The sequence below is a fragment of the Burkholderia seminalis DSM 23518 genome (genome assembly GCF_902832885.1).
GTDB classification, from domain to species: domain Bacteria; phylum Pseudomonadota; class Gammaproteobacteria; order Burkholderiales; family Burkholderiaceae; genus Burkholderia; species Burkholderia seminalis.
The window spans coordinates 860374-881998 of record NZ_CADFDK010000002.1 but is presented as its reverse complement, the minus strand read 5'-3'; the positions used below and the strand labels follow the sequence as shown (position 1 = coordinate 881998).

Annotated in this window: 21 protein-coding genes; 4 read left to right on the top strand and 17 right to left on the bottom strand. The window is 68.0% G+C overall.

Going from position 1 to position 21625, the window contains the following annotated elements; translation table 11 throughout:
• Positions 1-79: 79 nt before the first annotated feature.
• The 4 genes from HWX00_RS10465 to HWX00_RS10450 are packed head-to-tail and all read right to left on the bottom strand — an operon-like array spanning position 80 to position 1739.
• Positions 80-511: a DUF1801 domain-containing protein gene (locus HWX00_RS10465; RefSeq protein ID WP_049028709.1), complete on the bottom strand. Its 432-nt coding sequence runs from the start codon at positions 509-511 to the stop codon at positions 80-82.
• Positions 508-939 carry an SRPBCC family protein gene (locus tag HWX00_RS10460; RefSeq protein ID WP_175028824.1) on the bottom strand — a complete coding sequence of 144 codons (432 nt, stop codon included), beginning with the start codon at positions 937-939 and terminating at the stop codon, positions 508-510. Before HWX00_RS10460 ends, HWX00_RS10465 begins: the two co-directional genes overlap by 4 nt.
• Entirely contained in the window at positions 939-1262 is a 324-nt protein-coding gene (locus HWX00_RS10455) for an ArsR/SmtB family transcription factor (protein ID WP_034185784.1), read from the bottom strand. Before HWX00_RS10455 ends, HWX00_RS10460 begins: the two co-directional genes overlap by 1 nt.
• A 27-nt stretch (positions 1263-1289) precedes the next feature.
• Entirely contained in the window at positions 1290-1739 is a 450-nt protein-coding gene (locus HWX00_RS10450; protein ID WP_175028823.1) for a hypothetical protein, read from the bottom strand.
• A gap of 171 nt (positions 1740-1910) precedes the next feature.
• Here HWX00_RS10450 and HWX00_RS10445 point away from each other — a divergent pair, with 171 nt between their 5' ends.
• Complete coding sequence (locus HWX00_RS10445; protein WP_175028822.1) at positions 1911-3644, top strand: S53 family peptidase; 1734 nt, start codon at positions 1911-1913, stop codon at positions 3642-3644.
• 49 nt (positions 3645-3693) lie between these two features.
• On the opposite strand, the gene HWX00_RS10440 is transcribed toward HWX00_RS10445, so the two are convergent.
• The 5 genes from HWX00_RS10440 to HWX00_RS10420 all read right to left on the bottom strand — a co-directional run bounded on the left by HWX00_RS10440 (position 3694) and on the right by HWX00_RS10420 (position 9838).
• Entirely contained in the window at positions 3694-5127 is a 1434-nt protein-coding gene (locus HWX00_RS10440; protein WP_175028821.1) for an MFS transporter, read from the bottom strand.
• A 248-nt stretch (positions 5128-5375) separates the two neighbouring features.
• The gene (locus HWX00_RS10435) at positions 5376-6212 is read right to left on the bottom strand and encodes an ABC transporter permease (protein WP_049032914.1); all 837 of its coding nucleotides are present in this window, start codon (positions 6210-6212) and stop codon (positions 5376-5378) included.
• 37 nt (positions 6213-6249) lie between these two features.
• A complete protein-coding gene (locus HWX00_RS10430) occupies positions 6250-7506 on the bottom strand; it encodes an ABC transporter permease (RefSeq protein ID WP_034185979.1) in 1257 nt (418 codons plus the stop codon).
• A 111-nt stretch (positions 7507-7617) separates the two neighbouring features.
• Positions 7618-8664, bottom strand: a complete 1047-nt coding sequence (locus HWX00_RS10425) for an ABC transporter substrate-binding protein (protein ID WP_034185780.1) — start codon at positions 8662-8664, stop codon at positions 7618-7620.
• Between the two features lie 76 nt (positions 8665-8740).
• Positions 8741-9838 carry an ABC transporter ATP-binding protein gene (locus tag HWX00_RS10420; protein WP_034185779.1) on the bottom strand — a complete coding sequence of 366 codons (1098 nt, stop codon included), beginning with the start codon at positions 9836-9838 and terminating at the stop codon, positions 8741-8743.
• Between the two features lie 108 nt (positions 9839-9946).
• Here HWX00_RS10420 and pdxR point away from each other — a divergent pair, with 108 nt between their 5' ends.
• Positions 9947-11470, top strand: a complete 1524-nt coding sequence (pdxR, locus tag HWX00_RS10415; RefSeq protein WP_175028820.1) for a MocR-like pyridoxine biosynthesis transcription factor PdxR — start codon at positions 9947-9949, stop codon at positions 11468-11470.
• Between the two features lie 37 nt (positions 11471-11507).
• Here pdxR and HWX00_RS10410 read toward each other — a convergent pair whose 3' ends face one another.
• The 5 genes from HWX00_RS10410 to HWX00_RS10390 all read right to left on the bottom strand — a co-directional run bounded on the left by HWX00_RS10410 (position 11508) and on the right by HWX00_RS10390 (position 17135).
• Positions 11508-12539, bottom strand: coding sequence for a lipase secretion chaperone (locus HWX00_RS10410; protein WP_175028819.1), 1032 nt, complete (start codon positions 12537-12539; stop codon positions 11508-11510).
• A gap of 3 nt (positions 12540-12542) precedes the next feature.
• Positions 12543-13637 carry a triacylglycerol lipase gene (locus tag HWX00_RS10405; protein ID WP_175028818.1) on the bottom strand — a complete coding sequence of 365 codons (1095 nt, stop codon included), beginning with the start codon at positions 13635-13637 and terminating at the stop codon, positions 12543-12545.
• Positions 13638-13856: 219 nt separating this feature from the next.
• Positions 13857-15989 carry a TonB-dependent copper receptor gene (locus HWX00_RS10400; protein ID WP_175028817.1) on the bottom strand — a complete coding sequence of 711 codons (2133 nt, stop codon included), beginning with the start codon at positions 15987-15989 and terminating at the stop codon, positions 13857-13859.
• An 83-nt stretch (positions 15990-16072) separates the two neighbouring features.
• The gene (locus tag HWX00_RS10395; protein ID WP_049035999.1) at positions 16073-16441 is read right to left on the bottom strand and encodes a DUF2946 domain-containing protein; all 369 of its coding nucleotides are present in this window, start codon (positions 16439-16441) and stop codon (positions 16073-16075) included.
• A 157-nt stretch (positions 16442-16598) separates the two neighbouring features.
• Positions 16599-17135 carry a cytochrome b gene (locus HWX00_RS10390; protein WP_059558373.1) on the bottom strand — a complete coding sequence of 179 codons (537 nt, stop codon included), beginning with the start codon at positions 17133-17135 and terminating at the stop codon, positions 16599-16601.
• Between the two features lie 216 nt (positions 17136-17351).
• Here HWX00_RS10390 and HWX00_RS10385 point away from each other — a divergent pair, with 216 nt between their 5' ends.
• Entirely contained in the window at positions 17352-17990 is a 639-nt protein-coding gene (locus HWX00_RS10385) for a Pr6Pr family membrane protein (RefSeq protein WP_034185978.1), read from the top strand.
• Positions 17991-18038: 48 nt separating this feature from the next.
• Here the strand turns inward: HWX00_RS10385 and HWX00_RS10380 are convergent, their stop codons facing one another.
• Positions 18039-18770 (bottom strand): peptidoglycan DD-metalloendopeptidase family protein, encoded by a 732-nt coding sequence (locus HWX00_RS10380; protein ID WP_034185772.1) that lies wholly within the window; start codon positions 18768-18770, stop codon positions 18039-18041.
• 445 nt (positions 18771-19215) lie between these two features.
• Between HWX00_RS10380 and HWX00_RS10375 the strand changes: the two genes are divergently transcribed.
• Positions 19216-19536, top strand: a complete 321-nt coding sequence (locus HWX00_RS10375; protein ID WP_175028160.1) for a hypothetical protein — start codon at positions 19216-19218, stop codon at positions 19534-19536.
• Positions 19537-19648: 112 nt separating this feature from the next.
• Here the strand turns inward: HWX00_RS10375 and HWX00_RS10370 are convergent, their stop codons facing one another.
• Both HWX00_RS10370 and gndA read right to left on the bottom strand, forming a co-directional pair.
• The gene (locus HWX00_RS10370; RefSeq protein WP_034185770.1) at positions 19649-19990 is read right to left on the bottom strand and encodes a DUF4148 domain-containing protein; all 342 of its coding nucleotides are present in this window, start codon (positions 19988-19990) and stop codon (positions 19649-19651) included.
• Positions 19991-20190: 200 nt separating this feature from the next.
• Complete coding sequence (gene gndA, locus HWX00_RS10365) at positions 20191-21603, bottom strand: NADP-dependent phosphogluconate dehydrogenase (RefSeq protein WP_049031130.1); 1413 nt, start codon at positions 21601-21603, stop codon at positions 20191-20193.
• Positions 21604-21625: the final 22 nt, after the last annotated feature.

The following is a 21625-nucleotide window of genomic DNA, read 5'->3' as shown; positions in this document are numbered from 1 at the left end:
CAGCCGCCTCGCGGCGGTTGCGGCCGATTTGGATGCCCGACCTCGTGTCGGGCTTTTTTTGCCTGCGCGCTGCGCCGCCCTACGCCGCCTTGCTGCCGCGCGCCTTCGCCGCCGCGCCCCGCGCGTTCTTCTTCAGATGCGCGCGGTTGTATTCGATCGCCGCGCGCACGAGGTTCTTCAGCGCCCGCTTGTCGACCCGGTCGCCTTCGAACAGATCGATCGCGCGTCGCGCATTGCCGTCGAGGCCGTCGTTGAACAGCTTGTCGGGATCGGGGAGCTGCGCGCCGTGCATGAAGGTCAGCTTCACCTTGCCCTTGTGCGCGTTCGCAACCGCGATCATCCCGTCGCATGACCAGACGGGGCTGCCCATCCATTTCCATTCCTCGACGATGCCCGCTTGCGCAGCGAGGATCGTCTGGCGCAGGTCGGCGAACGTCTTGCCGCGCCAGTCGGTGATACCGGCGATCAGCGCATCGATGCGCGCCGACGGTGTGAGGTCCGCGGTACTCATGCGCGGACCTCCGTGCCTTCGTCGGGGCCCGCCAGCACCTGCTCGAGCGACGCGAAGAATCGGACCCAGCCATGCTGCGCGCCACGGTACGCCTGCTCCTGATCCGTGCGGAACCCGACCTGCTCCATGCGCAGGTGCGTGCCGGCCAGCGTCGGCGTGAGCGTCCACGTGACGACGCTTTCGAGGCCATGCGCGGCCCACGTATAGGACAGCGTGCGCGGCGGCTCGATCGTCAGGACCGTGCAGTCGACCGAGCCCCAGTCCGCCCGGAAGCTGAATGCGCGCCCCGCGACGGGCTCGAAGTCGCTCTTCATCAGCCACGCCTCGATCAGGTGCGGTTGCGTCAGCGCACGCCAGATCTTCTCCGGCGGATGAGGCAGTTCGCGGTCGACGACGACGGCGCGCGTTTCGGTAGTGGCTTGGTTCATTACTGATCCATCCTTTTGAGCAGATCTTCGAGGGCGTCGAACCGGCTCTGCCAGAAACCTGCCATCTGGCTCGTCCAGTCGATCAGCGGGGCCAGCGCCTGCGGCTGCGCGCTGTAGTGCGTCTGCCGGCCTTCGTGACGGTCGTTCACGAGCCCGGCCTGCTTCAGTACACCGAGGTGCTTCGACACGGCCGGCTGCGAGACGCCCGCATGGGCCGTCAGCGCGGCAACCGTCAGCTCGCCCTCCTCGCACAGCCGCTCGAAAAGCGCGCGGCGCGTCGGATCGGCAAGCGTCCTGAAAAGCATGTCGTGAGCGTTCTGCATGTCGTTCCAAAATCCATAACCCTTTGGTTATGGATTGAAGGATATCCGCTGATTGCAGCGCGTCAAGGCGGGATTTCGCGAGCTGTGTCGTTCGATCCTGCCGGTGCGGGCGGCCTGCCGCACCGGCTCGCGCCCGCCGCCAAATTCGAATAACCCCTCTAATCCACGATTGCGACACGCGATCCGAAAGGCGCCTGCAAGACTGCCCGACAGGCTGTTCCACAGTTCGAGAAACGTTTGCGCATGGCCCGCCCCGTTCGTGTGCATCCGCGCATCGGTTCCTGACAGGCCGCTTCCATTGACCACATAGTGCGACTCGGCGCGCAGCGACGGACACGCAAACGACATGCATGCACGCGCCCGTCCACTCCGCGATCGCGCATGTTCCGAAGCGACGACGAACGACTCGTGCGTGCGAAGGTCGCCCGTTGCCAGGCCATCGTGCGGCGAACCGGTTCCGTTCGCCGAGCGGGCCATCGGCCGCGCGCACGAGGCGGCGCGCGCGTGCGGCCGCCCCGATGTCAGAACTGACAGCTGCGGAAAATGGCAGCTACCCGAACGACACCGACGCCCTACGCTCGTCACCGCTCGCGGCCCCACAAGGGCCGGGGGTTCCAGTAACGTCGCTTCTCCTAAAAAGGACTCCCGATGAAAAGGAACACCTGGTTTGCCCTTCCCCTTCCGTCGCCCCGCCGCCTCGCGTGCGTGGCGCCGTTCGTGTTCGCCGCCGCCGCGGCGCACGCGACGACGGATTGGGTCGATACTCATACCAAGGCCTTTCTGACCGGCCCGCAGTTGATGGCCCGCAGTGCGGCGCCGTCGCTCGAACTGGCAGCCGGTGAAACGACCAACGTCGTCGTCAGCCTGAAGCTGCGCAATGCCGCGCAGCTGAAGCAACTGGCGCGCGACGTGAACCGGCCCGGCAGCGCGCATTACCGCCAGTACCTGACGCACGAGCAGTTCCTCGCCGACTACGCGCCGACCGATGCGCAGGTGAAGTCGGTGGTCGACTATCTGCACAAGAGCGGCTTCGTGAACGTCGAGGTTGCGCCGAACCGCCTGCTGGTCTCCGCCAGCGGCACGGCCGCCACGGTGAAGACGGCGTTCAACACGTCGCTCGTGCACTTCGAGTACGCCGGCCGCTCGGGCTTCGCCAATGCATCGACCGCGCAAGTGCCGCGGGCGCTCGGCGACATCGTCGGTTCGGTGCTCGGGCTGCAGAGCGTCGCGCGGGCGCGGCCGATGCTGCGCATCGGCAACGTCGCGAAGCCGCAGGCGCTCGCGGCCGGCACGGCGACGGGCCACTATCCGAAGGAATTCCCCGGCCTCTACAACGCCACCGGCGTGCCGACCGCGGCCGGCGTGACCGTCGGCATCATCACGATCGGCGGCGTGTCGCAGACGCTGCAGGACCTGAAGCAGTTCACGTCGAGCAACGGCTACGGCACGGTATCGACGCAGACCGTCAAGACCAACGGCTCCGGCGGCAGCTACACCGACGACCAGGACGGCCAGGGCGAATGGGACCTCGACAGCCAGTCGATCGTCGGCTCGGCCGGCGGCCAGGTCGGCAAGCTCGTGTTCTACATGGCGGACCTCAACGCCTCGGGCAACACGGGCCTCACGCAGGCGTTCAACCGCGCGGTATCGGACAACACCGCGAAGGTGATCAACGTGTCGCTGGGCTGGTGCGAAACCGATGCGAACGCGGACGGCACGATCGACGCCGAAGAGCAGATCTTCACGACGGCAGCCGCCCAGGGTCAGACGTTCTCGGTATCGTCGGGCGACGAAGGCGTGTACGAGTGCAACAACCGCGGCTATCCGGACGGCGCGAACTACACGGTGTCGTGGCCGGCTGCGTCGCCGCACGTGCTCGCGATCGGCGGCACGACGCTCTACACGACGTCGGCAGGCGCGTTCTCGAACGAGACCGTGTGGAACGAAGGGCTCGACGGCAACGGCAAGCTGTGGGCGACGGGCGGCGGCGTCAGCACGATCCTGCCCGCACCGTCGTGGCAGTCGGGCAGCAACCGCCAGCTGCCGGACGTCTCGTTCGACGCCGCGCAGAGCACCGGCGCGTACATCTACAACTACGGCCAGTTGCAGCAGATCGGCGGCACGAGCCTCGCCGCGCCGATCTTCACGGGCTTCTGGGCGCGCCTGCTCGCGGCGAACGGCACGGGCCTGGGCTTCCCGGCCGGCAACTTCTACGCGGACATCCCGTCGCACCCGTCGCTCGTGCGTTATGACGTCGTGTCGGGCAACAACGGCTATCAGGGGTATGGCTATACCGCCGGCACCGGGTGGGATCTGACCACCGGCTTCGGCAGCCTGAACATCGCGAACCTCAACCAGCTGATCAAGTCGGGCGGGTTCTGAGCGATGCATGAAGGCCGGTGCGCGGCGGCGTTTGCCGCGCGCCGGCTCGTTACTGTCCCGTACGCTGTTCCGCCGGCTGCGCCGGCACGCGTTCCGGCGCGGCCGGCACCCCCGCGCGATGCGACGGCGCAAACAACCGCAGCCCGCTCGCGACACTCGCCGCGCCGGCGAACCCCGCGCCAAGCATCAACGCCAGCGTCGGCCCGTGACGCCCCGCGATCCCGAACGACAGCGCCATCAGCGCCGCGCCCGTTGCCTGCCCGATCAGCCGCGCCGTCGCGATGATCCCGCTCGCGCCGCCGCTGCGCTCAGGCGGCGCGCTCGACATCAGCGCCTTCAGGTTCGGCGACTGGAAGAAGCCGAAGCCCGCGCCGCACAGCATCATCCGCCAGCCGATGTCGACGACGCTCGGCGACATCGGCAGCGCGGCGAGCGACACCATGCCCGCGCTCAGCAACGCGAGCCCGATCGCGCCGAGCAGGCCGGGCGGATAACGATCCGACAACCGGCCCGCGATCGGCGCGGCGAACGCGACGATCGCCGACCACGGTGTCATCAGGAAACCCGTCTCGACCGCGCTGCGATGCAGGACGGTTTCGAAATAGAACGGCAGCGACACGAATGCCAGCCCCTGCGCGGCGAACGCACACACGGCCGTCAGTGCGGACAGCGTGAACACGGGCCGGCGAAACAGGTCGACCGGCAGCATCGGCGCCGGGTGCCCGGCCTGGCGGCGGATCAGCAGCCAGCCGAACGCGAGCGCAACCGCGGCCGACGCGAACACGATCGAAAGCGGCCCGCGCTGCGCGAATTCGCCGAGCGCGAAGATCAGCGACGCGAACGTGATCACGTTGAACAATGCGGCGACCGGATCGAACGCATGCTTGCCGCGCGCCGTCTGCGGCAGCGACGGAACCGCCACGGCGAGCGCAATCACGCCGAGCGGCACGTTCACCGCGAACAGCCACGGCCACGCGGCGACCGACAGGATCAGCGACGCGATCGTCGGCCCCACCGCGAACGACACGCCGACGACGAGCGCGTTGAAGCCGACGCCGCGTCCGAGCCGGTGCGCGGGAAACAGGCCGCGGATCAGCGCGACGTTGACGCTCATGATCGCGCTCGCGCCGAAGCCCTGCACGATCCGCGCGGCCGTCAGCATCGGCAGCGTCGACGCGAGCGAACAGCCGAGCGAGGCGAGCGTGAACACCGCGAGCCCGGCGATGTACACGCGCTTGTGGCCGACGATGTCGCCGAGCGACGCGAACGGCAGCAGCGTCGCGACCATCGCGAGCTGGTACGCGTTGATGATCCATACGGAAGCGGCCGGCGACGCATGCAGGTCGGCGGCGATCGCGGGCAGCGCGGTGTTCGCGATCGCGGTGTCGAGCGTCGCGAGCGCGACGGCCAGCAGCACCGCGGACATCGCGCGCCAGTTGACGGCCGGCTCATGCGCGCCGGCGGGGGAAGCGAATTCGGACAAGATGAGGCTCGGCTGACGAGCGACGCACGGCGTCGCGGATTGAGCGGCGCGGCAACCAACGCGTGCTCCGTGCGCAGCAAACGGAACGCGCGGCACCGCGAACCGTATTGTTGCAGAGCCGCATCGAACGTGCAGGCAACCGCTTCGTCAGTCAGTCAAACGAAAGCTTCGGCGCACCAGGCCGGCTACGTGAGCCTCGTCGGGCACGCAACGCGCGGCGGCGCGCCGGCCGTTGCGTGCGGGCATCGTTACGACACCGCGCGCCGCGCGTTGCGCCCGCGCAGCCATTCGAGCGCCAGCAGCAGGCTCGTCGAAAAGATGATCAGGATCGTTGCGAGCGCAGCGATCGTCGGGCTGATGTTCTCGCGGATACCGGTGAACATCTGGCGCGGCAGCGTCGTCTGGTCCGCGCCGGCGAGGAACAGCGTGACGACCACTTCGTCGAACGACGTCGCGAACGCGAACAGCGCGCCCGACATCACGCCCGGCGCGATCACCGGCAGCGTCACGCGGAAGAAGGTCGACACCGGATTCGCGCCGAGCGACAGGCTCGCGCGCACCAGGTTCTGGTTGAAGCCCTGCAGCGTCGCGGCGACCGTCGTCACGACGAACGGCACGCCGAGCGCCGCATGCGCGGCGATCAGGCCGGTGTACGTGTTCGCCAGCCCGAGCGGCGCGAAGAACAGGTACATGCCGACGCCGACGACGACCACCGGCACGATCATCGGCGACAGCAGCACGGCCATCAGCAATCCCTTGCCGCGGAAATCGGCCTTCGTGAGACCGATCGCCGCGAGCGTGCCGAGCACGGTCGCGACGACGGTGGCCGACGGCGCAACGATGAAGCTGTTCTTCGCGGCCATCCGCCACTCGTCCGATGCGATCAGGTTCTCGTACCAGCGTGTCGAGAAACCCGGAATCGGATAGACGAGGAACGTGCTCGACGAAAACGACAGCGGCACGATCGCGAGCACCGGCAGGATCAGGTACAGCAGCGTCAGCACGACGAGCACGCGCAGCGCGACGTACCACGCGCGCTCGACGAACGACATGTGCGGCGCGAACAGCGGCCTGGCGAGTTTCATGGTCCGAATCCCCTTCCCGTTTCGTAGTGCGCGGCGCTCAGCCGAGGCTCACGTTCGTGCGCGTGAAGCGCCCGTACACGGCGTACAGCACGAGTGTCGCCGCGAGCAGCAGCCCGCCGAGCGCGCACGCCATGCCCCAGTTGATCGTCACGTTCGTGAAGTACGCGACGTAGTAGCTGACCATCTGGTCGTTCGGCCCGCCGAGCAGCGCGGGCGTGATGTAGTAGCCGATCGCGAGGATGAACACGAGCAGCGCGCCCGCGCCGACGCCGGGATAGGTCTGCGGCACGTACACGCGCCAGAACGCGGCGAACGGATGGCTGCCGAGCGATACGGCCGCGCGCTGGTAAGTGGGCGGGATCGACTTCATCACGCTGTACAGCGGCAGGATCATGAACGGCAGCAGGATGTGCGTCATCGAGATGTACACGCCGACGCGGTTGAACAGCAGCGTCAGCGGGTGCGAGATCAGCCCGCTGCCGATCAGCGCCTTGTTGATGAGCCCTTCGCTCTGCAGCAGCACGATCCACGCGGCGACGCGCACGAGCACCGAGGTCCAGAACGGAATCAGCACGAGGATCATCACGAGGTTCGCGCGCCGCTCCGACAGCGTCGAGATCCAGTACGCGAGCGGATAGCCGAGCAGCAGCGCGAACAGCGTGACGGCGATGCCGATCACGAACGTACGGCCGAAGATCGCGAGATAGATCGACTGGTCGGGATCGGCCTGCACGACGTGGCCGAAGCCGTCCTGCTTGTGGTCGAGCGCGGCGAGCAGGTAGAACGGCGACACCTGGCTGCCGTTCTTCGCGATCGCCTGCCAGTATGCGACGTCGCCCCAGCGCGAATCGAGGTCGACGAATTTCTCGCGGGTCTGCGCGGGCGTCAGCGCCGCGCCGTTGTCGCCCTTCAGCGGCATCGCGCGCGCCGTCTTCGCGACGAGCGAGCGATAGCCGGGAATCTCGGTATTCAGGCGCCGCGCGAGCGCACCCATCGCCTCGCTGTCGGCCACCTTCGTCATGTCGGCCGCGAGCGCGACATACGCGGCGTCGGCCGGCGGTGCCTTGCGGTCCCAGCCCGACAGCGCGGCGACCGTATTCGGCAACGCGGTCGCGATCTCCGGGTTCTGCACCGCGCGCGTGAGCAGCGTGCCGATCGGCACGACGAAGATCAGCAGCAGGAAAATCGCGAGCGGCGCGACCAGCAACAGCGCCATCGTGCGCTTGCGGGCCTCGGCGGCCTTCAGCTCGCGCTTGAGCGCGGCGGTCGACGGCGAGGAAGGCGCGATCGTCATCGTATTCAACGGTTCTCTCCGGCCGGGCACGTTCCGGCGGAATGCCGCGCGACACGATCGACGCGTCGCGCGGCCGGTTGCATCAGGACACCTTTCAGGAAGCCTGACCGGTTACTTCGTCGCCCATGCCGCGAAGCGCTGCTCGAGTTCGTCGCTGTGGTCGGTCCAGAAACCGATGTCTTCCAGCACCGCGTTCTTGCCGTTGGCCGGCGAGTTCGGCAGGTTCGCGAGCGTCTTCGCGTCGAGCGACTTGATCGCCGCGACGTTCGCCGGGCCGTACGCGATGTGCTGCGCATAGGCCTGCTGCGGCTTCGGCGTCAGCGAGTACGCGATGTACTGCTCGGCGAGCGCCTTGTTCGGCGAGCCCTTCGGAATCGCCCAGTAGTCGAGGTCGTAGATGCTGCCGTTCCACACGACCTTCAGGTTCTTGCCTTCCTTCTGCGCGGCATCGATGCGGCCGTTGTACGCGGTCGACATCACGACGTCGCCGGCGACGAGGAACTGCGGCGGCTGCGCGCCGGCTTCCCACCACTGGATGTACGGCTTCAGCTCGTCGAGCTTCTTGAACGCGCGGTCCTGGCCGGCCTTCGTGCCGAGCACCTTGTACACGTCCTTCGTCGCGACGCCGTCGGCCATCAGCGCGAATTCGAGGTTGTAGCGGGCGCCCTTGCGCATCCCGCGCTTGCCGGGGAATTTCTTCACGTTCCAGAAATCGGCCCAGCCGGTCGGCGCCGACTTCAGCTTGTCCGCGTTGTACGACAGCGCGGTCGACCACACGAAGAAACCGACGCCGCACACCTGCGGCGCTTCCGGAATCAGGTCGGATTTCTTCGCGATCTTCGACCAGTCGAGCTTCTCGTACAGGCCTTCGTCGCAGCCGCGGTTCAGGTCGCCCGATTCGACTTCGACCACGTCCCAGTTGACGTGCTTCGCCTCGACCATCGCCTTCACCTTCGCCTGCTCGCCGTTGTACTCGACGGCCGTGACCTTGTTGCCGGTCGCCTTCTCGAACGGCTGGTTGAACGCGACTTTCTGCGCGTCGCCGTTCGCGCCGCCGAAGTTGACGACCGTGAGTTCCGCAGCCGATGCCGATGCACCGACCGCGATCAGTGCCAGCGCGAGTGCCGTGCGGCGTGCAGTAAAGCTTGCTCGTTTCATGATGGTTCCTCTCCTCTCGTGGTGGAAATGGGCTTTGTTGTTGACGACGTGCTGCGGAAAAGCAGGGAAACCGGGATCACGCGAACACGCGCAGGTGTTCGGGCGAGAACGCGAGCGAGACCGGCGCGCCGGGCGAGAACGCGTCGAGCGCGCCCGTGCCCAGCGGCACCTTCACGAAGCATTCGTCCTGGCCCGGCAGCGCACAACGCATGCGCACGTGATCGCCGAAATAGATGAGGCTGCGCGCTTCGCCGCTCAGGCGGTTCGCGGCGGCGCCGTTGGCGTGGCCGCTGGCCGCGAGGCTCATGCGTTCGGGGCGGATGCACGCGACGGCCGACGCGCCCTCGGCGGCTTCGCCGATATGGCGGCCGACGAGCTTCGTGCCGTCGTCGAGCCGGAATTCGCAGAATTCGCCGTCGACGCGTGCGATGGTGCCGCGCAGCCGGTTGCTGTCGCCGATGAAGTTCGCGACGAATTCGTTGCACGGCGATTCGTACAGGCGGTCCACGGTGTCGAGCTGCTGCACGATGCCCTTGTCGAACACGGCGACGCGGTCGGACATCGTCAGCGCCTCGCCCTGGTCGTGCGTCACGTACACGAAGGTCACGCCGAGCTTTTCGTGCAGCGCCTTCAGTTCGTACTGCATGTGTTCGCGCAGCTGCTTGTCGAGCGCGCCGAGCGGCTCGTCCATCAGCACCAGCTTCGGCTCGAACACGAGCGCGCGCGCCAGCGCAATGCGCTGCTGCTGGCCGCCCGACAACTGCGCCGGATAGCGTTTCGCGAAGCGCTCCATCTGCACCATCTTCAGCGCGTGCGCGACGCGCTCCGCGCGCTCGCCGGCCGGCAGCTTGCGCACGGTCAGCGGATACGCGACGTTCTGCTCGACCGTCAGGTGCGGGAACAGCGCGTAGTTCTGGAACACCATGCCGATGTTGCGCTTGTGCGGCGGCACGTTGTTCAGCAACTCGCCGTCGAGGCGGATCTCGCCGCCGGTCGGGAATTCGAAGCCGGCCAGCATCATCAGGCAGGTGGTCTTACCCGAACCCGACGGCCCGAGCAGCGTCAGGAATTCCCCCCGGTGGATGTCGAGGTCGAGCGATTTGACGACCAGCGTTTCCCCGTCGTAGGTCTTCCGCACGCCGCGAAAGCTGACGATCACATCATCGGACTTCATCGTGGCTGTCCCCTTGCTTCGCGACAAATGATTTTGAGATGCGAGCCACTATACGGTGCGCACGGTTCTATACTAGGGAACCATTTCAATATTCCAAGTAGGACCACTTTGGATACCGTGATCGTCGCCGACTGGCTCTCCGGCCGTCTCGACCGCAGCTCGCCGGAGCCGATGTACCGGCAGTTGCTGCAGCTGATGCAGCAGGCCATCCTGACAGGGGAATTAGGGCCAGGGACGAAACTGCCGAGTTCGCGCACGCTCGCGGGCGACCTGTCGATCGCGCGCAATACCGTGCTGCACGTGTACGACCAGCTGACGGCAGAAGGCTACGTGCTGACGACGACCGGCAGCGGCACCTATGTGGCCGACACGCGGCCTGACGCCGCGGCAATCCATGCACCGGGCGCGGCGCCGCCGCCATCGGCCGCCGACGGACTGCCGCCGCCGGACGCGCAGGGCAGCCTGTCGAAGCGCGGCCGGCAGTTGATCGCGCACGCGGGCGTATCGCGGCGCCAGTGGGGTGCGTTCATGCCGGGCGTGCCGGACGTGTCGGAATTCCCGAGCCGCACGTGGAGCCGCCTGCAGGCGCGGCTGTGGAAGGAAGCCAATCCCGAGCTGCTGACGTACGCGCCGGGCGGCGGCTACCGGCCGTTGCGGCGCGCGCTTGCCGACTACCTGCGCGTCGCGCGCTCGGTCAAATGCTCGCCGGACCAGGTGATCATCACGACGGGCATCCACCAGTCGATCGATCTCGCGGTGCGGCTGCTGTCCGACATCGGCGATCGCGCGTGGGTCGAGGAGCCGTGCTACTGGGGCGTGCGCAGCGTGCTGCAGGCGGCCGGCCTCGCGCTCGCCCCGGTGCCGGTCGACCAGGAAGGGCTCGACCCGCGCGCGAGCGACATGCAGCATCCGCCGCGGCTCGTGCTCGTCACGCCGTCGCACCAGTACCCGCTCGGCATGGTGATGAGCCTCGCGCGGCGCCGGATGCTGCTCGAATACGCGCGCCAGCACCGCTGCTGGATCATCGAGGACGACTACGACAGCGAATTCCGCTACGGCAGCCGGCCGCTCGCGTCGCTGCAGGGGCTCGACGACGGCGGCCGCGTGATCTACGTCGGCAGCCTCGGCAAGATGCTGTTCCCGGGGCTGCGGATGGGCTACATGGTCGTGCCCGAGCATCTGGTCGATACGTTCCGCACCGGGCTGTCCGAGCTGTACCGCGAAGGCCAGCTGATGCAGCAGGCCGTGCTCGCCGAATTCATCATGGACGGTCACCTCACCTCGCACGTCAGACGAATGCGCACCCTGTACGGCGAGCGCCGGCAACTGATGATCGACGCGATCCGCACGCGCTTCGGCGACGCGCTCCCGGTGATGGGCGACGAGGCCGGCCTGCATCTGGTGCTCGGCCTGCCCGACGCATGCGACGATCGCGCGGTCACGCAGAGCGCGTTCGACGCGGGCGTGATCGTTCGGCCGCTCACGAGCTACTACAGCAACCTCGACACCGCGCGGCAGGGCCTGCTGCTCGGCTATGCGTGCGTCCCGCACGAAAGCATCGGGCCCGCGTTCGACACGCTCGCCGATACCATCGAGCAACATCTGCCGCGCGACATCACACGCGCCGCATAAGACCGCATCAGACCGCCCCCACCCAGGGCCGCCCGCGTCATTGCATGCTGCCGGCCCCGCGATCGAGCGATGCCGCGCGCACGGCTTCGCCGGGCTTCGTGAACACGCGTTGCCGCAGGGCGGCGATCCGCGCGTCGCGGTCCTGCGGCGACAGGCCGGCCGATTCGATCTGCGCGCGCTGCGCCGCATAGTCCGCGTAGCGGCTCTGCCACGACGCGTCGTCCTGCTGCATCTGCGCGACGCGCGCGGCGGCCTCGGGGCCGAGCGTCTGCGCCAGCTGCGCGCGCATCGCGTCGGGCGTCGCACCGCTTTTCTGCAGTTGAGCGATCTGGTCGATCGCGGCGCGCTGCCGGTCGATCCGCTGCTGCGCCGCCCGCTCGTCGGCCGGCATCTGCTGCTCCAGCGCCGCGAGCCGCTCGGCCTTCTGCGCATCGGTCAGCGAGCGATCCTGAGTGATCTTCAAGCGTGCGAGGTCGTAGCGCTGCCGCCACTGCTCCGCGCCGAAGAACGGCTGGCTCCAGTCGCCGAGCGTGCGATACGCGATCGACGCACGCTGATCGAGCGCGAGCTGCAGCGCGCCCAGGTCGGACTTGTCGACCGCGCCGGCATCGCGCAGTTTCGCGAGCGCATCCAGATACGCGCGATAGCGGTGCCACACGTCGAGCGCCTCGGCCTGCGCCGCCGTGCCGTCGAGCTGCGCGGCGATTTCACGCGCGACGAACGCATCGAGCGCGGTCGCGCTCAAATCGCTCTGCGCCGTCAGGCAATAGTCGAAGAAATCGCGCACCGTGCGCGACTTCGCGAGATGGCCGCCGGCGTCGAGCGGCAGCCGCGGCGCGCTGGAACCGGCCAGCGACGGCGGCAGGCCCGCGCTCGCCGGCACGGCCGCCTGCGGCGAGGCGGCAGCCGCGCCCGCCACCGCCGCGTCCGGTGCGTCACCGGCGGCGACCGACCCGTAATGCCGGCCCGCTCCGCTCCACATCGCGACGCCGGCGATCGCCGCCAGCCCCACGACACCGTAGACCGCTGCGCGCCGCGCCAGCGGCGCGCGCCCTTCACGTGCCGTCATCGATTACACGCCCGCGCGCTGCAGCCGGTTCGCATGCGTGCGGATCACCGCGACCGGATCTTCCGCATACGCGCCGCGCACGCCGAGCAGCTGGTTGATCTCGTCGATGTGGTTCCACTTGTAGCTCGTGCTCAGCACCTTGCCGTACAGCGCGCTGCACTTCGACACGAGCCCGTCGTTCTGGCCCGACCCGCGGTTGATCATCACCGTGCCGGTGCCCAACAGCGCGAGCGTCGACAGGTCGAGCGCGTTTGCGGGATCGACGAGCGGAATGGTGCTCGTGTCCGTCGCCCCCGTCACGCCGAGCACGGAAAGCGTCGGCTGGATCGCGGTACCGGCCCACGAATACAGCAGATGCGTGTTGCCGCCCACCGTTTCCGTCGGTGCGCCGGTCTGGCAACTGCCCGGCGCGCCCAGGCCCGCGCTCGGATAGTTCCGGTTGTAGGTCGCCGCCTGCGCGGTCGTCAGCGTCTTCAGCGATGCGAGCGCGTCCTGGTTCGTGTTGTGACTACTGTTCGTCAGGATCCCGAACACATTGACGAACGCGGCGATCACCGTCGACGACAGCCCGGTCGGATCGTACGCGAGCACGCTCTGCACGAAGTCCGCGAACTCGGAGCCGCGATGCGGCGTGCCGATCGTCGTCACCGACGCGACGAGATCGGGCGCGACGGCCGCGACATAGCGCGAGGTCAGCCCGCCCTGGCTGTGACCGACGAGATTGACCTTGGTCGCCCCCGTCGCGGCGAGCACCGTCTTCACGTAGGCGAGCAGCTGTTCGCCGCGGCCGTTCGGGCCGTCGTCGCTCTGGAAGCCGGACAGGTTCGCGACGTAGACGGTCGCGCCGTGCTGCTGCAGATCCTCCTGGATGCCGTACCAGTACTCGAGCACGCCGGCGTACTTGTCGGTGCCCGTGAGCCCGTGCACGAGGATGATCGGATAACGCGTCGCCGCGTAGTTGTCGGCGGGCGCGGTCGCCGCCATCGCCGAGCGCGTCGTCGCGAGTGTCGTCAGCGCGGTCGTCGCCGCGAACGGTGCGACGCTCATCGCGCATGCCACTGCCCCTGCCATTACCCTGGAACGCATCGATCTGGCCATGCATGTTCTCCTGATTATTGTGCTGCCGGTGCGAATGACACCGGATCGACACGCACGCCGCATCGCGCGCATCGTGTGCGTCGAATGCGGGAGTGAATCACGAGTCGCGAACGTTTGCGCCCTGACTAGATACGGTTCTCTAATCGGTTGACGCGCCCCGCCCGTTCGGGCGGGGCCGCGTTCACGCGCAGGCATGCTGCAATGCACACGCGCCGCGCGCTACAGCTTCGCGCTCACGCGCACCCACGCGGTCCGGCCCGGTTCCATCACCGGCGCGTTCGCCGGATAGCCGAAGCCCGCGTTGCCGGCAAGGTTCAGATGTTCGGTGTAGGCCTTGTTCAGCACGTTGTCGACGCCGACCGAGACCTGCACGGTCTTGCTGACGTTGTATTGCGTGTGCAGCGACAGCACGCCGAATCCGGCGCTCGGGCCGAAGTCCTTGCCGACCACGTTGCCCTCGTTCAACGCATAACGATGCTGCGGCGCAACGATCCGCCACAGGCCGCCGGCCGACCATGCGCCGCGCGTGTATTCGAGCCCGATGCGCGCCTCGAGCGGCGGCATCTGCGGCAGCGGATCGCCGCTCGCCACGTTGCGCCCCCACGCATACGCGAGCGACGTCTCGACGCGCAAGGGCGCCACCGGCCGCCACGACACGCCCGCTTCCCCGCCCATGATCTGCGCGTTGACGTTGGTCGCCTGCGTGGTCGCGCCCATCATGCCGGCCGCGTAGTTGAACAGGATGAAGTCCTGCACGTAGCCCGCGTACGCCGACACCCACGCGTCGAACCGGTCGCTCTTGTACTGCGCGCCGATGTCGACCTGCGTGGTCTTCTCCGGCTGCACCGCCGAGAACGCGTTGACCGAACCGGCCGGCCCGCGCGTCGCGGAGAACAGTTCCCAGTAGTCGGGATAACGCTCGGCATGACCGATCCCCGCGTACCACGTGACGGGCAGCGACGCGAGATCGCGCTCGTAGCGCACGAAGCCGCTCGGCAACACGCGCGAGCGATCGTCGTCGAAGGTCGGGTTCGGCTTGCTCATCATCATCCCGCTCTTCATCGCGCGCTTGTCGCGAGCGCCGGCGTAGTCGATGCGCGCGCCGCCGATCACGCGCGACACTTCGCTCGCATACCACGTCAGCTCGCCGAACGCGCCCGCGTTCCACATCGTCGCCTGCGCGTCCCACGGCTGGTCGCGGTAGTTCTGCTGCCCCATCGACGAGCGCGAGTCGAGCCGGTTCGATTGCGCGTCGACACCCGTCACGAGCTTGAAGTCGTCGCCGAAACGGAACGTCGCGGCCGCGCGTGCCCCGACCGTACGGCGCCGCACGTCGGCCGCCATCCGCATCGGCATGCTGCTCGACGGGTCGGGCTGCCGCAACGTGTAGTTGTCCATCACGTGATCGGCTTCGTTGTAGTACACGCGCGCCTCGATCCGGTCGAGCACGTCGCCGAGGTGGCGCTTGTCGAACGACAGCCCGAATGTGTCGCGGCGGAAATGCGCGCCGTCCATTCCACGGCCCGCGTAACGCGCATAGCCGTCGCCGGTGCCGGCGGTCAGCTCGACACGCGTGTGGTCGTCGGGGGTCCAGCCGAGCGCCGCGTCGGCGTTCCACTTGTCCCACTGCGACGGCACCGTGTTGCCGTTGCCGTCCTTGTAGTCCTGCGAATGCGCGTGGTTCGCGCTGACGCGGCCGTAGACGTCCGGCGTGCCGGCCGTCAGATCGAGGTTCTGGTCGTTGCGGCCGAACGATCCGCCGACCAGGCTGCCGTCGAAGCGCATGCCCGGCCGCTCGAAACGCGGCGTCACGCGCTCGAACAGCACGGTGCCGGCCGATGCGCCGGGACCGTACAGCACGGTCTGCGGCCCCTTCACGACGGTGACCTTGTCGTAGCTTTCCGGCGCGATGTACGACGTCGGCGCATCCATCCGGTTCGGGCATGCGCCGAGCGTCGGCATGCCGTTCGCCAGGATGTTCAGCCGCGAACCGAACATCCCGCGCAGCACGGGGTCGCCGTTCGTGCCGCCGCTGCGGATCGACGTGAAGCCGGGAATCGTCTTCAGGTAATCCGCGCCGTCGCTGGCGGGCAGCGGCTGGCGCGGCGCCTTCGGATCCGTGACGACGACGAGTGGCGTCGACAGCGGCGACGCGACGACCTCGACGGGCGGCAGCGGCGCGGCCGACTCGTTCACGGGCGCGACGTCCGCACGCGCCGTTTCGGCTGCCGCGGCAGTCGCGGCCAGCGCGCCGACGGCCAGCGCGGGCACGGCAAGTTTCAACATTCGCGGCACGCGCCGCGCACGGGTATTGCGTGGCGCCCGCGGCGCACGCAACTGGAAATGGGTCATGATCGAAAGCCCGAGTGACGCCCTCCACGCGGCCGCGACGGGCCGCACGGATATCGGCGGGAGTAGGAACGGAGAACAGCGCGTCAGGCGCGCTCGGGCGGTGCGCGTGGATACGCGCGCGGATAGCGGTCGGCGCGCGCCGCGACGACAGGCGGCGCGGCGGCGGAAACGGAAACGGCGGGAACGGAAGCGAACGACGCGGCAGCCGGCGCGCCGAGCGCGGGGCTATGAGCGAAGAAACCGCAGTAGCCGCACGCGTCGAGATGCAGCGCATGATCGTGCATGCCGCGCGCATCGGCCGGCCGATGCGCGCCATGCTCCGTACTGCAGACGATTGCGTCCGGCGTGGCCGCCTGCGCGATGCGCCACTGCGACACCAGCGGCGCCGCGATCGCGATCCAGATCGCGAGCACGCCGAGCCAGGCGGTCAGGTGACGATGTCGATGCAGCATGCGCGGCGGCGAGTAAGCGGAATGTAAAAGCAGCCGAGATGTTACAGAATGTTCACCGCGATGGCCAGTCACCCATGCCGGTAAACGGAGCGGGGGCGCATGGTTGTCGACACAACCATGCGCCCCCCGCCTGCGAGACGTGCCACGCATGAGGCGATCAGGGCGCCATGCGCCGCAGCACGTCGTCGCGCCGGATGAAGTGGTGGTACAGCGCGGCCAGCGCATGCAGGCCGATCACGAAGTAGAACGCGTTGCCGATCAGTTCGTGCGCTTCCTTGATCGTCGGCCGCAGCGCCTTGTCGGGGCCGACCAGCGTGAACGACACGCCGAGCCAGTCGAGCGACACCGGCTTGCCGCCCAGGTTGATCATCATGATGCCGAGCAGCGGCTGCGCGAGGATGAACACGTAGAGCGCGACATGCGCGAGCTTCGACAGCCAGCGCAGCAGCGCCGCCTGCGGAATCGCTTCCGGCACGCGGCTGACGACACGCCACAGCACGCGCAACACCGACAGCACGAGCACGAACGTACCGGCGGTGAGGTGCACGTTCATCCAGAACGCGCGGCTGTCGCTGCCCTTCGGGCCGCGGATCTCGATGGCCAGGTAGGCCAGCGCCACCAGCACGAAGATGGCCCAGTGGAAGAAGATCGCGGGCGAGCTGTAGCGCGTCTGTTTCGCGAGGATGTTTCTCATGCGTCGTCTCGTGTTGTATGCGGGGAGGCGCGCGGGCGGCAAGCGGCCCCGCGCCCGACAAAGCTTTCGCGATTGTAGCCGCACGGGCGTCCGGTTTTACGCGGCGCGGTCAAATATCCGACGAATCGCCGGCGCGCCCCTCATATGGAAAGTCCGCATCGCGCACGCAAACGGCTGTGGCACGATGAAGCTTTGGTGCGACGGCGCGCGGGCATCATGAGCAAGGCGTTCTTCGTTGCGGCCTATCGGCTGACCGCCGCGTTGCTCGCGGTATCCACCACGCTGCACAGCGTCGCCGACTACTGGCGCCTGCCGGACTTCCATCTCGGCAACTATCTCAGCTACTTCACGCAACTGAGCAGCCTCTACGCGGCCGCGATGCTGGCCGCGGGCCTCTGGCGCATCGCCCGCCCCGGCTCGGCCCGCTACGAATCGATGCGCGGCGCCGCCGTGCTGTACGTGCTGATCACCGCGATCGTCTACGAACTCCTGCTGGCGCGGCTCGATGCGCTGCGCCATGTCACGCCGGCGTTCAACAACTGGGTGCTGCACCGGATCGTGCCGCTCGTGATGCTGTGCGACTGGCTGTACGTGGAACCGCGCCGGCCGATCGCGCGAAGCAGCGCGTTCGCGTGGCTCGGTTTTCCGGTCGTCTATCTCGGCTATACGCTCGTGCGTGGCGCGTTCGAGAACTGGTATCCCTACCCGTTCGTCGATCCGCGGCCGCACGGCTACCTGCCGGTCGCGATCCAGTGTTCGCTGATCGCGCTTGGCGCGGCGGCGCTCGCGCTGGGTATCCGCTGGCTCGGCAACCACGCTAGACAGTCCGGTACCGCGACGCTCGGGGAAGGATGAAGGCGGGAGCGTGTGCGCCGCCCGGCGCACACGGGGTCATGCAGGCCGTCAGCCGCCGTTGCGCGGCAGGAAGTTCATCGGATCGACGACCTTGCCGTTCTGGCGGACTTCGAACTCGAACGTCGATCGACCGCTCGCATCGGTGCCCATCTCGGCGACCGGCTGGCCCTGGCGGACCGCGTCGCCTTCGTTGACGAGCAGCTTGCCGTTGTGCCCGTAGGCCGTGATGAGGCCGTTGTCGTGCTTCAGGATCACGAGCGGGCCGTATGCCTTGACGCCGGACCCGGCGTAGACCACGCGCCCGTTCGCCGCGGCCCGCACCGAGTGGTCGGGCCCGGACGCGGCGATCACGACGCCGCGTGTCTTGCCGGCCGCGAACGGCGTCGCGACGACGCCGGTTGCCGGCCAGGCGAGCGAGCCCGGCGCGGCCGCGGCGGGCGGCTGCCCGGGCGACGGCGCGGCGGACGGCGGCGCCACGCGCAGCACCTGGCCGGGCGACACGGCGTCGGTCGGCGCCATGTGATTCCAGCCGGCCACGTCCTGCACGCGTTGCCCGTAGGCACTCGCGATGCCCGCGAGCGTATCGCCCGGGTTTACGCGGTAATAGCCAGCGATCACGCCCGGCGTCGCTGCCGACATCGGGGTCGACTGGCGCGCCGGTTGCCAGTTGTCGGTCCACGGCGTCAGCGTACAGCCCGACAGCGCGACGGCGGCAGCGACGAGCGCCGCCTGCGGCAACCAGCGCGTCAGCGCATCGTGGATGGGAATAGTTTCTCTCAAGGGTCCTCCCGGATTTGCGTCGCGACGCCGCCCACCGCCCCCCCGGTGCGCGACGCACGATGTCCGGCCGGACGGCCGGACCAATCAGTATCCGACCGCTCGCGCGGCCGTCAGTTTCCACAGCGGAACGTCCGCGCGAAGGGGCTCACCGGCCCCTTTTTCGCACTTTCCAGTGTCGTCCCGACCGGCAAAGATACCATTTGTCGCGGTCGGGACCGCGTCGGCTGCCGGTTCCGGCAACAATCTTGCAGCGCCGCACGGGCGTGGCGGCGGCCTGCGAGCCGCGCCGGGCGGGCCGTCCGGCGGGCTTCAAGCGGGCTTCGGGCGGGTTTTCCACCCGCGCCGCCGCATGCGCAGCCCATCCCGCCGCCGTCACATTCCCCGCTTCGATCGCCGCCTATACTCGGTGATGCAGCGCGATCCAATGACAACGAGGAGCATGACAATGAACAACGCGACGTTTCTTTCCGTGCAGCTCGACGCCGACGATTTCGCCAGCTCCAGCGGCCTGGTCGAATTGCTCAACCGGCACCTGCTGTTCGCGACCGATGTCGCCGAAGCGGCCGATGCGCTCGTCCAGCTGGCGAGCGTCGCGCACATGACGGGCGCCACGCGCCACAGCGTCGAGCTGCCGATCCTCGCGATCGAACGGCTGCGCGACGCACTCGACACGCTGAGCGGCTACGACGAAACGTGGCTGCAGGTGCTGGAACCGGCCGAAGCGCTGTTCCGCGATATCGGGCGCGGCCGCCGCCCGCTGCATTGAGCGCCGGCGCGTCACGCGCCGCCAATGAAAACAGCCCGCCGTTCCGCATGACGGAACGACGGGCTGTTTGTACTACAGAGGGTCGGATCCGGCCGCCGGGGCGGCCGCACCATTAACGACCCTTGTAGACCGGTGCGCCGTCAGCGATACGCTTGACTTGCCAGCCGGTCTTTGCAGCAGCCGGAGCGCCCGATTCTTGCGCGGCGGCCGGTTGCGCGCCGTAGCCGGTCGTGTCGGCAGCGGCAACGTTTTGTTGCGGGTTCAGACGTGCTTCGGCAGCCTGGATGCCTTCCGGGTAGTTCGTGCGGTCGCTGCCCAGCTTGTAGCCGGCCTGCTGGACGGCGACGAGATCGGCCTTCACCTGTGCACGGGTGACGGGCGCGTTTTGGGCAAACGAGACGGCGGGAACGGCGAGGACAGCAGCTGCGGCGAACGTTGCGATCAGCGATTTCATGATTACCTCCGGGATTTTTTTGCTCCGCCGCACACACCATGTCTGCAGCGATGGAACAGAGTTTAGTCCCGGCAGCACCTAGGGAAAACCATGAAAGAACGAAAACACTGTTTCCCCGGAGCCAACAATGTCGGCATCCGGGATAGAAAAACCCTATTCAAAGAATAGATTTTCGCAACAATGCCGCCCCCACGCGCCGGTTACGACCAGTTCGCGTGGAAGCTGCCCGGCTGGTCGGTACGCTCGAACGTATGCGCGCCGAAGAAGTCGCGCTGCGCCTGCACGAGGTTCGCCGGCAGCCGCTCGGAACGGTAGCTGTCGAAGTACGCGACCGCCGACGCGAACGCCGGGACCGGCACGCCGGCCTTGACCGCGGCGACCACGACGTCGCGCAGCGCCGTCTGGTAGTTCGCGGCGATGTCCTTGAAGTACGGGTCGAGCAGCAGGTTCGCGAGCGCCGGATCCTTCGCGTAGGCGTCGGTGATCTTCTGCAGGAAGCGCGCGCGGATGATGCAGCCCGCGCGGAAAATCTTCGCGATCGTCCCGAGATCGAGGTTCCAGCCGTACTCTTCCGACGCCGTGCGCAGTTGCGCGAAGCCCTGCGCGTACGAGATCACCTTGCTCAGGTACAGCGCGCGGCGCACCGCTTCGACGAACGCGGCGCGATCGCCGTCGAACGGCGCGGCGGCCGGGCCCGACAGGATCTTGCTGGCCGCGACGCGCTCGGTCTTCAGCGACGACAGCACGCGCGCGAACACCGACTCGGTGATGAGCGGCAGCGGCACGCCGAGATCCAGCGCGTTCTGGCTCGTCCACTTGCCGGTGCCCTTCTGCGCGGCGCGATCGAGGATCACGTCGACGAGGTGCTTGCCGGTCTCCTCGTCCTTCTTGCCGAAGATCTTCGACGTGATCTCGATCAGGTAGCTGTCGAGTTCGCCCTGGTTCCATTCGGTGTACACCGCGCCGAGTTCGTCGTTGGTCAGGCCCGCGACGTCCTTCAGCACCGAGTAGCTTTCGGCGATCAGCTGCATGTCGCCGTATTCGATACCGTTGTGGACCATCTTCACGTAGTGGCCCGCACCGTCCGGGCCCATGTACGCGACGCACGGCTCGCCGTCCGACGGCGCCTTCGCGGCGATCTGCTTGAGGATCGGCTCGACGAGGTCGTACGCGTCGCGCTGGCCGCCTGGCATGATCGACGGGCCGCGCAGCGCGCCCTCCTCGCCGCCCGACACGCCGGTGCCGATGAAGTGCAGGCCCGACTGCGCGAGTTCCTGGTTGCGGCGGATCGTGTCGGTGAAGTGCGTATTGCCGCCGTCGATCAGCACGTCGCCCTTCTCGAGCAGCGGCTTGAGCGACGCGATCGTCGCATCGGTCGCCTCGCCGGCTTTCACCATCATCAGGATCCGGCGCGGCGTTTCCAGCGACGCGACGAATTCTTCGAGCGTATAGGTCGGCACCAGGTTGCGGCCGGGGAATTCGGCGATCAGTTCGTCGGTTTTCTCGCGGCTGCGGTTGTACACCGACACCGCGTAACCGCGGCTCTCGATATTGAGTGCGAGATTGCGGCCCATCACCGCAAGTCCGATCACACCGATTGCTTGTTTGCCCATTAGTCAATTCTCCGGAAAAAAC